This is a genomic window from Saccharopolyspora karakumensis, assembly GCF_004349225.1.
GTDB classification, from domain to species: domain Bacteria; phylum Actinomycetota; class Actinomycetes; order Mycobacteriales; family Pseudonocardiaceae; genus Saccharopolyspora; species Saccharopolyspora endophytica.
The window spans coordinates 72,442-88,041 of sequence record NZ_SMLA01000002.1; the positions used below are offsets into that span (position 1 = coordinate 72,442).

At 68.8% G+C, this 15,600-nt stretch carries 17 protein-coding genes; 7 read left to right on the forward strand and 10 right to left on the reverse strand.

Annotated features, from left to right (window positions below; all coding sequences use genetic code 11):
• The first annotated feature begins 247 nt into the window (after positions 1–247).
• The gene (locus E1202_RS01560) at positions 248–991 is read left to right on the forward strand and encodes a class I SAM-dependent methyltransferase (RefSeq protein WP_132680461.1); all 744 of its coding nucleotides are present in this window, start codon (positions 248–250) and stop codon (positions 989–991) included.
• A 52-nt stretch (positions 992–1,043) separates the two neighbouring features.
• On the opposite strand, the gene E1202_RS01565 is transcribed toward E1202_RS01560, so the two are convergent.
• From E1202_RS01565 to E1202_RS01590, 7 genes are all read right to left on the reverse strand, one after another.
• Positions 1,044–1,343 carry a DUF1416 domain-containing protein gene (locus E1202_RS01565; protein ID WP_132680462.1) on the reverse strand — a complete coding sequence of 100 codons (300 nt, stop codon included), beginning with the start codon at positions 1,341–1,343 and terminating at the stop codon, positions 1,044–1,046.
• Positions 1,344–1,377: 34 nt separating this feature from the next.
• Entirely contained in the window at positions 1,378–2,217 is an 840-nt protein-coding gene (locus tag E1202_RS01570) for a sulfurtransferase (RefSeq protein ID WP_132680463.1), read from the reverse strand.
• 32 nt (positions 2,218–2,249) lie between these two features.
• Positions 2,250–2,693, reverse strand: a complete 444-nt coding sequence (locus E1202_RS01575) for a DUF4395 domain-containing protein (protein ID WP_132680464.1) — start codon at positions 2,691–2,693, stop codon at positions 2,250–2,252.
• 130 nt (positions 2,694–2,823) lie between these two features.
• Positions 2,824–2,889 (reverse strand): putative leader peptide, encoded by a 66-nt coding sequence (locus E1202_RS32885; RefSeq protein ID WP_363786369.1) that lies wholly within the window; start codon positions 2,887–2,889, stop codon positions 2,824–2,826.
• Between the two features lie 91 nt (positions 2,890–2,980).
• Positions 2,981–3,418, reverse strand: coding sequence for a TlpA family protein disulfide reductase (locus E1202_RS01580; RefSeq protein ID WP_132680465.1), 438 nt, complete (start codon positions 3,416–3,418; stop codon positions 2,981–2,983).
• Complete coding sequence (locus tag E1202_RS01585; RefSeq protein WP_132680466.1) at positions 3,415–4,218, reverse strand: LmeA family phospholipid-binding protein; 804 nt, start codon at positions 4,216–4,218, stop codon at positions 3,415–3,417. The genes E1202_RS01580 and E1202_RS01585 overlap by 4 nt, the downstream gene beginning before the upstream one ends.
• Positions 4,215–4,985, reverse strand: a complete 771-nt coding sequence (locus E1202_RS01590; RefSeq protein ID WP_235877541.1) for an alpha/beta hydrolase — start codon at positions 4,983–4,985, stop codon at positions 4,215–4,217. Before E1202_RS01590 ends, E1202_RS01585 begins: the two co-directional genes overlap by 4 nt.
• Positions 4,986–5,194: 209 nt before the next feature.
• Here E1202_RS01590 and E1202_RS01595 point away from each other — a divergent pair, with 209 nt between their 5' ends.
• From E1202_RS01595 to pstB, 6 genes are all read left to right on the forward strand, one after another.
• A complete protein-coding gene (locus tag E1202_RS01595) occupies positions 5,195–5,953 on the forward strand; it encodes a winged helix-turn-helix transcriptional regulator (RefSeq protein ID WP_132680468.1) in 759 nt (252 codons plus the stop codon).
• A gap of 77 nt (positions 5,954–6,030) precedes the next feature.
• On the forward strand, positions 6,031–6,984 hold the full coding sequence (gene mshD / locus E1202_RS01600; RefSeq protein WP_408006066.1) for a mycothiol synthase: 954 nt from the start codon (positions 6,031–6,033) through the stop codon (positions 6,982–6,984).
• A 221-nt stretch (positions 6,985–7,205) separates the two neighbouring features.
• Complete coding sequence (gene pstS / locus E1202_RS01605; RefSeq protein ID WP_132680469.1) at positions 7,206–8,321, forward strand: phosphate ABC transporter substrate-binding protein PstS; 1,116 nt, start codon at positions 7,206–7,208, stop codon at positions 8,319–8,321.
• A 165-nt stretch (positions 8,322–8,486) separates the two neighbouring features.
• Complete coding sequence (gene pstC, locus E1202_RS01610; protein ID WP_235877578.1) at positions 8,487–9,452, forward strand: phosphate ABC transporter permease subunit PstC; 966 nt, start codon at positions 8,487–8,489, stop codon at positions 9,450–9,452.
• A complete protein-coding gene (gene pstA, locus E1202_RS01615; RefSeq protein WP_132680471.1) occupies positions 9,449–10,363 on the forward strand; it encodes a phosphate ABC transporter permease PstA in 915 nt (304 codons plus the stop codon). Before pstC ends, pstA begins: the two co-directional genes overlap by 4 nt.
• Before the next feature lie 11 nt (positions 10,364–10,374).
• A complete protein-coding gene (gene pstB, locus E1202_RS01620; RefSeq protein WP_132621701.1) occupies positions 10,375–11,151 on the forward strand; it encodes a phosphate ABC transporter ATP-binding protein PstB in 777 nt (258 codons plus the stop codon).
• 268 nt (positions 11,152–11,419) lie between these two features.
• Here the strand turns inward: pstB and E1202_RS01625 are convergent, their stop codons facing one another.
• The 3 genes from E1202_RS01625 to E1202_RS01635 all read right to left on the reverse strand — a co-directional run bounded on the left by E1202_RS01625 (position 11,420) and on the right by E1202_RS01635 (position 15,453).
• Positions 11,420–12,259 carry a helix-turn-helix domain-containing protein gene (locus E1202_RS01625; RefSeq protein WP_132680472.1) on the reverse strand — a complete coding sequence of 280 codons (840 nt, stop codon included), beginning with the start codon at positions 12,257–12,259 and terminating at the stop codon, positions 11,420–11,422.
• Between the two features lie 151 nt (positions 12,260–12,410).
• Positions 12,411–13,058, reverse strand: coding sequence for a phosphate signaling complex protein PhoU (gene phoU, locus E1202_RS01630; protein ID WP_132621699.1), 648 nt, complete (start codon positions 13,056–13,058; stop codon positions 12,411–12,413).
• Positions 13,059–13,161: 103 nt separating this feature from the next.
• The gene (locus tag E1202_RS01635) at positions 13,162–15,453 is read right to left on the reverse strand and encodes an LCP family protein (protein ID WP_235877543.1); all 2,292 of its coding nucleotides are present in this window, start codon (positions 15,451–15,453) and stop codon (positions 13,162–13,164) included.
• Positions 15,454–15,600 lie beyond the last annotated feature (147 nt).

Here is a 15,600-nt window from a genome sequence, read left to right on the forward strand (position 1 = left end):
CTACAACGAGGCCGTCATCAGTCGTTGTACAGGCGGTACACGACGTAGAAGGCGAACCAGATGGTCGCGACCGCAGCGAGTCCGACGAGCGTGACGAGGCCGTAGTGCAGAAAGTCGAGGAGTTCCACGGATGAAGGATAACCACGGCGAGGTCCCGGCGGAGTGTGGCGTGCGGCATGATCGGCGTGGTGAGCGGCGGGAACAGGCCGCTGAACACCAGGAACGTCAGAGCCGGGACGAGGATCACATGGACTTCGAGACGCTGCGCGAGCGCGCGCTGGCCTACCGCGAGGAGCTGCTGGCGCGCAAGGACAAGATCGCGCCGGCCGACTTCGGTTGGTACCCGTACGACACGATGGCCAACATCTTCCACCTGGACGCCCTGCTCAGCGGGCCGCAGCGGCAGGTGTTCGACAGCATCGCAGGCACCCGCATCGCCGACATCGGCGCCGCCGACGGCGACTTCGGGTTCTTCCTGGAGGACGAGCTGGGCTGCGAGGTCGATCTGATCGACAACGCGCCCACCAACTTCAACGGCCTGCGCGGCGCCCGGCGCCTGGTCGAGGAGCTGCCGTCGCGCGCGCAGGTGCACGAGATCGACCTGGACACCCAGTTCCGGCTGCCCGCCGAGCGCTACGGCGCGGTGTTCTTCCTAGGCCTGCTCTACCACCTGAAGAACCCGTTCCTGGTGCTGGAGCGCCTGGCCGAGCGCGCGGAGCTGTGCTTCGTCTCGACCCGCATCGCCCAGGTCACCCCGGACGGCACGCGCATCGCCGACCAGCCCGTGGCCTACCTGCTTGACCCGGCCGAGGCCAACGACGACGCCACCAACTTCTGGATCTTCAGCGAGACCGGGCTCCGCCGGATCTTCGACCGGACCGGCTGGGAGGTCGTCGACTTCACCACGGTCGGCTGCCAGGAGGACTCCGACCCCCGGACCCCGGACCGCGACGAGCGGGCCTTCGCGCTGCTGCGCTCCCGCAAGGCCTGACACGGCGAAGGGCCGGCACCTCATCGAGGTACCGGCCCTTCGACTGCGCAGATCAGGCGACCGCGATGTCCACGGCGTGGACGCCGGTGCCCGTCGGGGAGACCTGGGACTCGCCCTTGCCGCTGCGGTGCAGTGCGCGGACGGTCCAGTCGCCCGGAGCCGCGTAGAACCGGAAGTCGCCCTCCTCGGACGTGACGACCTCGGCGGTGAACTCGCCGGAGGAGTCCAGCAGGCGGACGAAAGCCCCGCCGACGGGCGACTCCCCGGCCCGCACCTTGCCGGCCACGACGACCTGGTCAGTGGCCTCGTCGACCGCGGTTGCCGACTGCTGCGGCGCTCCGCATCCACTCATGACACAAGCTCCTTGCTCGGTGTTACCGGGGTGATCAGGCGCCGGACGGGTTCTCGATCGGCACGCCGATCAGCGAGCCGTACTCGGTCCAGGAACCGTCGTAGTTCTTCACGTTCTGGTGGCCGAGCAGCTCGCGCAGCACGAACCAGGTGTGCGAGGAGCGCTCGCCGATGCGGCAGTAGGCGATGGTGTCCTTGCTGGTGTCCAGCCCGGCCTCGCCGTAGATCTCCTTGAGCTCCTCGTCGGAGCGGAAGGTGCCGTCCTCGTTCGCGGCCTTGCTCCACGGCACGTTGATCGCGCTGGGGATGTGGCCACCGCGCTGCGCGGCCTCCTGCGGCAGGTGCGCCGGGGCCAGCAGCTTGCCGGAGAACTCGTCGGGCGAGCGCACGTCGACCAGGTTCTTGGTGCCGATGGCGTCGACGACCTCGTCCCGGAAGGCGCGGATCGAGGTGTCCGGCTCCTGGGCCTTGTAGGTGGTCGCGGCCTTGGTCGGCCCTTCCTTGGTCAGCTCGCGTCCGTCGAGCTCCCACTTCTTGCGGCCACCGTCGATCAGCTTGACGTCGCTGTGGCCGTAGAGCTTGAAGTACCAGTAGGCGTAGGCGGCGAACCAGTTGTTGTTGCCGCCGTAGAGCACCACGGTGTCGTCGTTGCCGATGCCCTTGGCGGACAGCAGCTTCTCGAAGCCCTCGCGGTCGACGAAGTCACGACGGACCGGGTCCTGCAGGTCGTTCTTCCAGTCCAGCTTGATGGCCCCGGGGATGTGGCCGCCGTCGTAGGCGGTGGTGTCCTCGTCCACCTCGGCGAACACCACCCCGGCGGTGTTCAGGTTCTCTTCGGCCCACTCGGTGGAGACCAGGACCTCTGCGCGGCTCATCGAGCGACTCCTTCGTTGATCTTCGAACTTGGTCAGTCGGTTGTGGACGCCCCGGCCGGCGCGAACCGGCGGAGCACCAGGTACATCTGGCAACCGAGGCAGTAGCCGAACACCGCGTTGAGCAGTGCCGCCACCAGGGCTAAGGCGTTTGCCGCGATGCCGAGAGTGGTCAGGCCCGCCGCGTAGCCGATGGTGGCCACGAGGGTGAAGACGAAGCCCACTCCTTGCGAGAAGCGAACGGGTGCGGGGTCCTCGCGCTCTTCCGGAGCGACCGGAGCGAGCTTGGGCTGCACGGTGGTCCGGTACAGCGCGCCCCACGGGTTGAGCTGCATTCCGATGAACGCGCACAGACCGAACAGAACCATCTGGGCCGCCATGACACGCCAGCTCGTGGTGACCAGGCCCAACGCGAGGATCACGCTGGTCATCGCTGCGGTGAACCTGACCCCGCGTGGGTCGAGCGTCGTGACAGACATCTTTCGAGGGCCTCCTGACGATGTGGACTGGGTCTGCCGAGTCCGTCAGGCGGAGGGCGCGCGCCGGCGAGGGTCATGAGGGCATGACGAGGCCGTGCTTGGAACGCGTACTACCGCCCGGTCAGTGCCATCAACACAGGCTGCTTCCCACGCGGCAGAGATCAACCGCGCGCCTTCGGGTCAGCAGTACATGCACGAGTCGGAGGTTACCCGGATGGACCGATCGCCGGGAAGAACGTTCATACAGTGGGACGGATCCAACAGGTGGCCGATCGCTTCGCGACGCGTCACAGGTGCGGCTGGATCGCCTCGGAGAGGGCCTGGGGGCGGGGCACTCCGCCGACGCGGAACAGCTCGCGGCCCGCGCCGTCCAGGACCAGGGTCGTCGGGGTGCTGTGGACGCGCAGCGGCGTGGACCACTCGGGGTGGTCGGTGAGGTCTACCTCGACGTGGCGGACGTCGGTGGTCTTGCCCGCGAAGTCGGCCAGCAGGATGCGGGCGTGCCGGCAAGGCTGGCAGAAGGTGGTCGACAGCTGCAGCAGCGTCACCTTCGCGTCGGGTTCCGGGGCGTCGGCGAGCCGCTGCCTGAGCCCGTCGGGGAAGTTGTCGGTCACGATCTCCTCACCGCCGCTCTTGCGCACCTTGCCCTGCCGGGCCTGCCAGATCAGCCCGAGCACGAGGGCCACCGGCACGACGATCAGCAGTGCGATCACACCTGGGCTCATCCCGTGGTCACCCCGTCGCCGTTGATCGTGACGTTCTCCGCGGTGCCCTCGACGACCAGCGCGCCGCGCTCGGCGCGCACCGCAGTGGGCTGCACCTCGAAGGGCAGCATCCCCGGGTCGAGGGTGGTGTTGAACTGCTTGAGCACGGACTGCTCGAAGATCGGCGGCAGATCGATCGGTCCCAGCGCGCTGTTGTTCAGCTCCAGCTTGCGCGGCTCGATCTCCATCTTGCCGTTGACCAGCGACAACACCGCGATCACCCGCACCTTGTTGTCCGAGCCCGCGATGTTGACGGTGCCGTCGAGCTGCACCGGGGCGCGCTGGTCGTCGCCGCCCTCGGCCAGCCGCTTGTCGGACTCGCTGATGTTGCCGTCGTCGTCGGCGAGCGCGTCCGGGGCCGCGGGTTCGATGGTCAGGTCCTGGATGCCGATCAGGCGCGCGACGTCGGAGGCCTTCAGCTTCACCCGGCCGACCAGCTGGTCGACGGTGAACTGCTCGGCGGTGCCCGCGATGACCTCGGAGGTCGCGACCTTCACGCCGTGCAGGTCGGCCTCGATGCCCACCTCGTTGAACGGCTCGACCGGCACCGCGTTGGCCACCAGCTGCACGTCGCGGTAGTTGCCCGCGGCGACCTGGGTCAGGAACGGGAAGCCGTTGATCGAGACTTCGGGCTGCTCCGGCAGCTTGAGCTGCTGGGCGACCTTCTTCGACACCTGGTACTCCGCGAACGCGGCCGAGCCGAAGTCGGCGGCGACCAGGAGGCCGATGACGAGGACGAGGGTGATCGCGAGCTTCTTCACTCCGCGCGTTCCGTTCTGTCGGGGCGCCGGGAGCCCGACGGGGCTCGATCGGGTGGTCCCACTGTATCGACCGCCCACGCCGCGATCTGGTCCACCAGCTCCGGGGTGGTCGAGCTCTCAGCGTGCCGCATGCCCTCGACCAGCCAGAACTCCGCTCCGCCCGCCTCGCTGAGGGCGCGCGCGTCGGCCGGTGGGAAGTAGTGATCCTCGGCACCGTGCACGATCAGCTGCGGGACCTCGATGCGGGTGGCGAGTTCGATCGGCGACACCGGAACCCGGGGCCACGGACCGGCCAGCCGCACGCCGAGCAGGCGGGCGCTCAGCCGGCCGTGGGGCTGTTCGAGCAGCCAGTGGACCCTGCGCATCGCCGGGGTGTCGCGCACGAACCAGCGCGCCGGGCTGCTCACCGAGATCACCGCGTCCGGCGGGGTCCCGAGCGCCGCCTGCCGGAGCACGACCGATCCGCCGAGGGAGAACCCGACCGTGACCACGCGCGCGCACCCGGCCGCGCGCAGGTGCGCGACCGCGACGTCGATGTCCATGGCCTCGTTCGGGCCGACGGTGGTCCGGCCGCCGGAGCGGCCGTGGCCGCGGAAGTCCGTCGCCAGCACCGGCCCGTGCGTGGCGAGCCGTTCCAGGACTCTGCGCACACCGGGCTTCCGGATGTGGTTGGTGAAGCCGTGCCCGACGACGAAACCCAGGGGCGCCGGAAGCCCCGGGCCGGGGTGCAGGACGCCGCGCAGCCGGGTTCCGTCTTCAGCGCGCAACGTGACGGGGCGATCTCGAAACACCTGCGAAACATGCGGTGCGCTGCTGTTCACAAATGTGATGCCCTCGGTTGGACCTGGGTTTTTCCGCCGCATGTCGGTTATTCTCCTTGCCATCCACAGGCAACGACGCCAAGTCATCCGATGACTGCGGGTGATGGCCACTTCACGGCCGTCGGTCGTTCTCGCCTGGAGATGGAGGCACCCAGATGAGCTCCGAGCTGCTCCTGCTGACCAGTGAATCCGATTGCGACGTGGTCCTTCCGTCGCTGGCGCTGCTGCCGCACCGGGTGCGCGTCCTGCCCGCGGACCCCGGGGCCATCCTGTCCGGCGGCGCGCACGACGTGGTCATCGTCGACGCCCGCACCGACCTCGCCGGTGCCCGCGACCTGTGCCGCCTGCTCGCCGCCGGTGATGCCCCGGTGATCGCCCTGGTCAACGAAGGCGGTCTGGTGACGGTCAACGCCGAGTGGGGGGTCGACGACATCCTGCTGCCGACCACCGGTCCGGCCGAGATCGACGCCCGGCTGCGCCTGCTGGTCGCCCGCCACGGCGAGTCCTCCTCCAGCGGCGAGGGTTCGCTGAGCGTCGGCGACCTGGTGATCGAGGAGGCGACCTACACCGCCCGGCTCCGCGGCCGGGCGCTCGAACTGACCTACAAGGAGTTCGAGCTGCTGAAGTACCTGGCGGGTCACGCGGGCCGGGTGTTCACCCGCGCCCAGCTGCTGCAGGAGGTTTGGGGCTACGACTTCTTCGGCGGCACCCGCACCGTGGACGTGCACGTCCGGCGGCTGCGCGCCAAGCTCGGCCCGGAGCACGACTCGATGATCGGCACCGTGCGGAACGTGGGCTACAAGTTCGTCCGCCCGAACCGCGGAGGTTCGACCTCCCCGCTGGCCGCCGAGGTCGCGGAGGCCGAGTCGGCCGAGTCCGTGGAGCAGGCGGACTTCCGGACCATCAACGCGTAACCGCGAGATCGAACCGCGAAGCCCTCGATCTCGACGATCGGGGGCTTCGTCGCGTGCGCGTGGGTAGGGTCGTCGGTGTGCAGCTGACTTGGCGTAATGGACTGGACGACAGCGAGACGGCCGAGGTGATGGGCCTGCTCGCCGAGACCGAGAAGGCCGACGGTGTCGCTCCGGTCGGCGAGCACGTGATCTTGCGGCTCAAAGCCCACCGCGACGTCGTCCACCAGATCGAGCCGGTGCAGGCCGACGTGCGGTCCGAGCACTTCATCGTGCGCGATTCCGGCGGGGTGCTGATCGGCTACGCGCACCTGGACACCGAGCACGAGGCCGATTCGGGCCAGCTGGTCGCCGAGCTCGCCGTCCACCCCGAGCACCGGAGGCTGGGTGCGGGCACCCGGCTCGTCGAGGCGCTGCTGGAGCGCGCCGATCTGGGTGCCGAGCCCGACACCGACACCGGGCGGCTGCGGATCTGGTCGCACGGCGAGCACCCGGGTGCGCTTCGGCTGTCCGAGCGCTACGGCTTCCACCGGCCGCGCGAGCTGTGGCGGATGGGTCGCGAGCTGGCCGAGCCGGAGCTGCCCGACGCGCAGCCGCCGGAGGGCGTGACCATCCGCACCTTCCGGCCCGGGAAGGACGAGGCCGACGTGGTCCGGGTGAACCACCGCGCGTTCGTCTGGCACCCGGAGCAGGGCGACATGACCGAGGCGGACGTGCGCGCCAAGGAGAAGGAGGACTGGTTCGACCCGGAGGGCTTCTTCCTGGCGGTCGATTCCTCCGGCGAGCTCCTGGGGTTCCACTGGACGAAGGTGCACCCCGACGGGACCGGTGAGGTCTACGTCGTCGGTGTGGACCCGCACGCGCAAGGCGGTGGCCTGGGCAGGTCACTGACCGTGGTCGGTCTGCGTCACCTCCGGGATACCGGGCGTAGTCACGTCATGCTCTACGTCGAAGCCGACAACGTTCCGGCGGTGAAGGTCTACCAGCGGTTGGGCTTCGCCAAGTTGGACAGCGACGTGCAATTCGGACGCTGATCCGAGAATGCTGTGAGTCACGGTCGGACCGGAAGATCTGACTCCTGCTCGCCCGTTGGGGTGTGTCTCCGCTTACTAAGCGTGCCTTGTTCACCTCGCGTTCACTTGGATGGCGAAGGCAGTCCATCCGCGCTGCTTAGCGTCAGCCCCAAGCGGCATGAAGCACGAGCCTGCGTGGCTCCGCCGCGCCCGGCAGTTTGTCCCTTGGGTGGAGGAACGAAGTGAGAATCAAGCGGCACAGCGCTGCGATGGCCGTCGTCGCCGCGGGCGCGCTCGTGCTCGCCGGCTGCGGCTCGGACCAGAACGTCCCGCAGGGCGGTGGCAACCCGGCTCTCGACAGCCTGCAGGTCGAGTGCGGCACCAAGCCGATCTCCGGTGAGGGCTCGTCGGCGCAGAAGAACGCTGTCGACGTCTTCGCGCGCGACTACGGCCTCAAGTGCGCCAACCAGACGGTGAACTACACCAAGTCCGGATCCGGCAAGGGCGTCGCCGCCTTCACCGCCGGCCAGATCGACTTCGGTGGCTCCGACTCCGCCCTCAAGGAGGAGAAGGGCGAGGTCGCCAAGGCCGCCGAGCGTTGCCAGGGCAACCCGGCCTGGAACATCCCGATGGTGTTCGGTCCCATCGCGATGTCCTACAACATCCCGGGCGTCAGCGACCTGACCCTCAACCCCGACGTGATCGCCAAGATCTACAAGGGCGAGATCAAGAAGTGGGACGACCCGGCGGTCAAGGCGCTGAACCCCAACGCTCAGCTGCCGTCGATCGACATCGTTCCGTTCTTCCGCTCGGACGAGTCGGGCACCACCGAGAACTTCCAGAAGTACCTCAAGACCGCCACCAACGGCGCGTTCACCGGTGAGGGCAAGACCCTCCAGGGCGGCCAGGGCGTCGGCCAGGGCCGCGACGGCTCCGACCAGGTCGCGCAGTCGGTCAAGGCCACCGAGGGCGGCATCACCTACGTCGAGTGGTCCTTCCCGAAGAACCTGGGCCTGGGCATCGCCAAGATCGACAGCGGCGCCGGCCCGGTCGAGCTCAACACCGCCAACGTCGGCAAGGCCATCGAGGGTGCCAAGATCGAGGGCGAGGGCAACGACCTGAAGGTCGACCTGGAGTCGATCTACGGCAACAAGTCCGCGGGCGTCTACCCGATCGTGCTGAACACCTACGAGATCGTCTGCTCGAAGGGCTACGACCCGGAGACCGCCAAGGCGGTCAAGGCCTTCCTGACCGTGGCGGCCAACGCCAACCCGCAGGAGCTGGAGAAGGCGGGTTACGTCCCGCTGCCCGAGGCTTTCAAGGGCAAGGTCCTCCAGGCCGTCAACGCCATCTCGTGAGAGTGACCGGGCCCGCCCGCACCCCGGGCGGGCCCCTGGTCCAACGGATTAGATGAGAGGCTGCAAACAGCAGTGACCGACTCGACGAGAGCCGCCACGCGCCCCGCGAGCACCACCGGTGCCCAGCGGGGCGTTTCGGCGCCCAGTTCCGGACCGGAGGCCCCCATTTCCGCTCCAGAGAAGACAGCGGGCAAGTCCTCCCGCGTCGGCGACAAGGTGTTCTCCTCGCTCGCCACCGCGTCCGGCGCGTTCGTGGTGGCGGTGATCGCCGCGATCGCGATCTTCCTGCTCATCCGGGCGGTTCCGGCGCTGCAGGTGAACCACGTGAACTTCCTGTTCAGCCGGGAGTGGGACACCCGGGATCCGGCGAACATGAGCTTCGGCATCTTCGACCTCGCGTGGATCACCGTCGCCAGCTCCGTGGTCGCGTTGGTGATCGCGATGCCGCTGTCCGGCGGGATCGCCCTGTTCCTCACCCGCTACGCGCCGAAGAGCCTGGCCCGCCCGTTCGCCTACGTCATCGACCTGCTGGCCGCGGTGCCCTCGGTCGTCTACGGCCTCTGGGGCTTCCTGGTGCTGGGGCCGTTCCTCAAGCCGGTGTCGACGTGGCTGAACGAGACGCTGGGCTGGATCCCGATCTTCGGCCAGGGCAACATCGCCCAGGTCGACTCCGGGGCGAACGTGTTCACCGCCGGGATCGTGCTCGCGGTGATGATCATCCCGACGATCACCGGTGTGACCCGCGAGGTCTTCGCCCGCACCCCGGACGCGCAGATCGAAGGCGCGCTGGCGCTCGGCGCCACCCGCTGGGAGGTCATCAAGACCACGGTGTGGCCCTTCGGCCGCAACGGCTTCGTCGGCGGCTCGATGCTCGGCCTCGGTCGCGCGCTTGGCGAGACGATGGCGCTGACCATCATCCTGAGCGCGACCACCGCGCCCCCCGGGTACAGCATCTTCGACAGCGGGGCGACCTTCGCCTCCAAGATCGCTCTCGGGTCCGCGGAGTTCAACAACAACCTGCAGGTCGGGGCCTACATCTCGGCCGGTCTGGTGCTGTTCATCATCACCTTCGCAGTCAACGCGATCGCGCGCTGGATCGAGAGTGCGGCCGGCGCTAAGGGGAAGTCATGAGGACCGACGCTGCCGACGTGGAGCAGCTCGCAACCGCGCCGGCCTTCCAGAGCATCGGCTTCGGCCGGAAGTTCAAGGACAACCTGGCCACCGTCCTGTTCGCGGCGGCCTTCGCGATCGCGGTCGTCCCGCTGCTGTGGGTGCTGTGGACGCTGCTGGAGCGGGGTCTCAAGCCCCTCCTCAGCGCCGACTGGTGGTCGCACTCCTTCAAGGGCCTGCTGCCCACCGACTTCGGTGGCGGCGTTTACCACGCCCTGGTCGGCACCATCTTCGAAGGCCTGGTCTGCCTGGTCTTCGCGGTTCCGCTGGGCGTGATGGTCGCGGTCTACCTGGTCGAGTACGGCCAGCAGTCCAAGCTCGCCAAGGCCGCCACCTTCATGGTGGACATCCTCAGCGGTCTGCCCTCGATCGTGGCCGGCCTGTTCATCTACGCGCTGTGGATCACGACCTTCGGCATGACCCGCAGCGGGTTCGCGGTGGCGCTGTCGCTGCTGCTGCTGATGCTGCCGGTCGTCGTCCGGGTCACCGAGACGATGCTGCTGATCGTGCCGAACGAGCTGCGCGAGGCGGCCTACGCGCTGGGCCTGCCGAAGTGGAAGACGATCGTGCGGATCGTGCTTCCGACCGCGCTGTCGGGCATCGTCACCGGTGTCATGCTCGGCCTGGCGCGCGTGCTCGGTGAGACCGCGCCACTGCTGATCCTGGTCGGCTACTCCTCGTCGATCAACTTCGACCTCTTCAACGGGGAGATGGCGTCGCTGCCGCTGACCATCTTCATGGAGCGCAGCACCGGAACCATCGCCGGTGAGTACCGGATGTGGGGAGCGGCGCTCACTCTCGTGATCGTCATCATGCTGATCAACCTTGCCGCGACCGGTCTGTCCAAGATCTTCGCGATCAAGACCAAGTAGGGACATTCGACATGGCCAAGCGTCTCGACATCAAAGACCTGAACCTGCACTACGGCAAGTTCCACGCGGTGCAGGACGTGACCCTGCAGGTGCCTGCCCGCAGCGTCACCGCGTTCATCGGTCCCTCCGGTTGCGGCAAGTCCACCGTGCTGCGGTCGCTCAACCGGATGCACGAGGTCATCCCGGGTGCCCGCGTCGAGGGCAAGGTGATGCTCGACGGTGAGGACATCTACGCCGACAACGTCGACCCGGTGCAGGTCCGCAAGACCATCGGCATGGTCTTCCAGCGGGCCAACCCGTTCCCCACCATGTCCATCCGGGACAACGTGGTGGCCGGGCTGAAGCTCGCCGGTGAGAAGAACAAGTCGCACCTCGACGAGGTCGCCGAGCAGGCGCTGCGCGGCGCGAACCTGTGGGAAGAGGTCAAGGACCGGCTGAACAAGCCGGGCGGCGGCCTCTCCGGCGGTCAGCAGCAGCGCCTGTGCATCGCCCGCGCCATCGCCGTGCGTCCCGACGTGCTGCTGATGGACGAGCCCTGCTCCGCGCTCGACCCGATCTCGACCCTGGCGATCGAAGACCTGATCTCGCACCTCAAGCAGGACTACACGATCGTGATCGTCACGCACAACATGCAGCAGGCCGCCCGCGTCAGCGACCAGACCGCGTTCTTCAACCTGCGCGCGGTCGGTGAGCCCGGTCAGCTCGTGGAGATCGACGAAACCGGCAAGATCTTCTCCAACCCCACCCAGAAGGCCACGGAAGACTACATCTCCGGCCGCTTCGGCTGATCCTTCTTCGGTGGCAAATGCTCTGTGGTCTTGCTGCGCAGCGGTGCGGGTGGCGGAACCTCAGACGCCTTCTGGCTCCGGGACCCGAGACTGCTGTATGACCAAGTGCACGGCGCTACGGCTGTCCTCCCCAGAAGACGTCTGAGAACCCGAGGCGCTGCGAGTTGCTCAGGTGGGGCACGGAGAAAGCGACTTCTCGCTCGCCTGATGTCTGTTGGCTCTAAAAAAGCGGGGCTTCCCTTGGGAGGCCCCGCTTTTCGTGGTCCCGTCACACCGGCAGTTCGTCCGCGACAGAGGAGATGAAGGCGCTGGAGTCCTTGGGGGTGAGGGCGCTGGTGCAGACCTGCTCGAAGGCTTTGAGGTAGTCGGCCGTGTCCGCCGCCTTGTCCAGGAAGCGGGAGTTGGCCGAGTCGCCGAGGTGCACGACCTGGGGGTCTGCCTCGTTGGTGAAGGAGAACACCGCTGCGCGGTCGCCCATCAGCGGGTGGCCGCCGTTGCGGAACGGCAGGACCTGGATGGTGACGTTGCGGCGGTAGCCCAGCAGCACCAGGTGCTCCAGCTGCTGCCGCATCACGGCAGGACCGCCCACGCGGCGCCGCAGCGCCGACTCATCGAGGACTGCCCACAGCTCCAGGGGCTGTTCGCCCAGCAGCCGCTGCTGGCGCGTGGAGACCACCTTGAGGCGTTCGGCGATCTCGTCGTCGGTGAACACCTGGGAGTCCGAGGCCAGCAGGGCGCGCGTGTAGTCGGTGGTCTGCAGCAGCTCGGGCAGCGGGTCGCTGCCGAAGCAGCTGACGGCCTTCGCCGAGGTCTCCAGCCCGAGGTAGGTCTGCAGGCCGGGACGCACCGCCGTGCTGGGGTACTGCTGCCACCAGCCGCGCTGCTTGGAGTCCTGGGCCAGGTCGATGAGCGCGTCGAGCTGGTCGCCCGCGGCGCCGTAGAACTCGGCCATCAGGCGCACGTCGGAGGTGCGCACCGGTACCCGGCCCAGCTCGATCTGACTGATCTTGCCCTGCGAGCAGTCCAGGTGGGCGGCGACCTCGCGGTGCGTGCGGCCGGCGATCTCGCGGAGGCGCCGCAGTTCACTTCCCAGTCGACGTCGGTGCACGGTCGGACTCTTACCCACCGAGCACCTCATCGGTACGAGTTCGGTCGCTTCTCACTCGAAAGAGGATGGCACACGAAGATCACAACATCGAGTGCTGAGACCGACTATTAATACTTTCCGCGCGAGATCGTCACCTAGCTGTGGAAACCGATCAACGGGACGGCATCTTTCCGGTCACGATGAACTCGACCCGGCGAGCGACCGCGACCGCGTGGTCGGCGAAGCGCTCGTAGAAGCGGCCCAGCAGCGTCACGTCGACGGCCGTGGCCACGCCGTGCTCCCAGTCCGGGCTCATCAGCACGGTGAACAGGTGGCGGTGCAGGTCGTCCATCTCGTCGTCGACCTCGTCCAGCAGCCGCGCGGCCTCGACGTCCTGGGTGCGGATGACGGTGCTGACCTGGTGGGCCAGCTTCACGGCGATGCGGCCCATCTCGGCGAAGTAGGCGGCGACGTCGTCCGGCAGCACCGCGTTCGGGTGCCGGCGCCGGGCGGCCTTGGCCACGTGCAGGGCGAGGTCGCCCATGCGCTCCATGTCCTCGGCGGCGTGGATGGTGGCGATGACGCTGCGCAGGTCACCGGCCACCGGCGCCTGCAGGGCCAGCAGCCCGAAGGCGTACTCCTCGGCCCGGGACCGCGCCTCGTCGACCAGCGCGTCCTCGTCGATGACCTGCTCGGCCAGGCTCAGGTCGGTCTCCAGGAGCGACTTGGTGGCGCGCTCCATCGCCGTGCCGACCATCGCCGACATCGAGGCGAGAACGTCGGTGAGCATGCCTAGTTGTTCCTGGTAGACCTCGCGCATGTCACCCAGCGTACTTCCCCGCGGAATCGGACAGAATGACCTGTGATGAACCGGAGGTGAAATCGCCGTGATCGACCGGCTCGAAGTTGACGATAACCGCAGGTCAGCCGCAGATATCGGTTCCGGCGTTCACGGTTGAGTCGCCCGGCAGGGACGGCTCCGCGGGCTGCTGGTGCAGCACCCGGCCGGCGCCGGCGGCGCCGCCGGATCCGCCGGATCCGCCGGATCCGCCGGATCCGCCGGTCGGCGTGGACTGGGCGGCCTTCTGGGGAGTGCCGTCGGTGGTCACCGGCGCGTCGTCGATCATCGACTGGAACAGCGCCTTCGCGGCGTCCTCGCGCAGGACCTCCATGCCCTCTTCGTTGGCGTAGCCGGTGGTCGGGACCGTCACGAAGGTGACCTTGTTCGGGTCCAGGCCCTGCAGCTGCTGGCCCAGGTCCATCAGCCGGTCGGCGCCGATGTTGTCGCCGAAGGTGTTGGCGCTGACGGCCTTGACGAAGTCGCTGAGCTTGCGCGGGTCCAGCAGCACCTGGCTGGACATGGTCTTGCGCAGCAGCGACGACAGGAACATCTGCTGGCGCTGCATCCGGCCGTAGTCCGAGGTCGGGTCGCCCTTGACGTGCCGGGCGCGGACGTAGGTCAGGGCCTGGTCGCCGGTGAGGTTGTGCCGTCCGGCCTCGGGGATGACCGTGCCGAGCGTGGAGTCCACGACGGGCTTCTCGGTGCAGATCTCGACGCCGTGCACGGCGTCGACCATGGACTTGAAGCCGTTGAAGTCGATGCCGAGGAAGCTGTCCATCCGCAGACCGGAGACCTGCTGGATGACCTTGGTGGTGCACAGCGGGCCGCCGACCGCGTACGCCTCGTTGAGGCGCGCGCCCTTCTTGCCCGGGACGATCTCGTCGCTGTACTTGCCGGTCTTGGGGTCCCAGCGCTGGCAGTCGGGCCTGTCGACCTGCAGGTCGCGCGGGAAGGACACCAGCTCCACCCGGCTCCGGTCGGCGGGGACGTGGGCGACCATCGTGGTGTCCGAGCGCGCGCCCGGCTCGTCGTTCTCGTCGCCGACGCCGTCGGACGCGCTGGCTCCGGCGCGGGTGTCGGAGCCGATCATCAGGAAGTTCTGGTCGCCGGCCTGCCCGGCGGCGTCCTTGATGTCGGAGGAGTTCGGGTCCAGCGCCAGCACGGCGGACGGCCCGAACAGCGCGGTCGCGCCCCAGGCGAAGCCCAGCGACAGGAAGACCGTCAGCGACGCGGCGACCGCCACGGCCATGACGATCAGGTGCGTGCGGCGCTTGCGCTGCTTCTTCTTCCACTCCATGCGCGACCCGCCACCGCGGTCGTCGCGGAAGTCGAAGGGCATGTCGCTGCCGAGCTCGGGTTCTTTCTTGTTGCCGGGCAGCCACGCGTAGCGCTTGCGGCGCTTGGCCTCCTCGGCGGCGATCTCGTCGTGCACCGCGGAGAACCGGGCGAGCGTGAGGTCGATCTGCTCGATGTCGTTCTTGCGATCGTCGTCGTCGCCGAAGTCCTCGGCGATGCCGGCTTCGTCGTCGAACTCGTCGAGCTCGGAGTAGCCGTCGGCGGGGGCCACGATCGCGGTCTTCTCGGCCTGCTGCTCGGCCGGCGGTGTCGGTGCGGCGGGCCGCGCGGGCCGCTCCTGCTGCGGGGCCGCCGGCACGCGCGGGTGCTGCGTCGTGGCGTCCATGTCGGCGGGCGGGCGCGCGGGGTTCGGGCGCGGGTTGCGGCCGGACGGAGGTGAGACGCGCTGCGGGGCGTCGGTGCTCAGCGCCTGGCTGATCCGGGTGGCTTCGTCCGCGGGCGGCTCGGGGCTGCGCCGGGCGGGACGCGCGGCGGCGCCACCGGCGAACGCGGCGGCGGCACCCGGAGCGGCGGGCGGCGGCGGGGTGGGTCGCTGGTCGCGACCGGAAGGCGGGGACACCGGTCCTGCCGGCGGCTGCTGGACGGGCCGCGGGCCGGTGCTCGGCGGCGTCCAGCCGGCCGGGGGCGCCGGGTTGTTCGGCGGAGCGGGCGGCGTGGGCATCGGGCGGCTCGGCGGCGCCTGCCGGGGGCGCCTGCCGGTCGGCTCGGGCGAGGTCCACGCCTGCGGAGGTTCCGGCGGCGCCTGCGGAGCGGCCCGGCGCGGGCCGGTCTGCGGAGGTTTCTGCGGATGCTGAGGTGCCGACGACGGCTCCGGTTCAGCCGCGCGGCGGTGGCCGGAGGTGCCCGGGCCCTTGCCGTGCTTGGACAGCAGGTCGATCACGCGGGTGCCACCCGTGCCGTCCTCGGACAACGCTCGTCGGCGACGTCCGGAACCACTTGCCGAACCGGTGGCATCGGCGTCCTCGTCGGGGCGGGTACGCCGGTGCCCGAAGTCGCCATGCCGGGGGTCTTGCGGCACGCGTGTTCCCTCCCAACCTGCCTCAGTCATCGTGCTGCGGATCTTGACGCGCTCGATACTCCCCGACATGTATCGCGTTGCGCCTCAAAGATAGTACGGCTGATCGCCCGAACTGACGATAGCGCCGACAGTTTCTTCACAATCAGT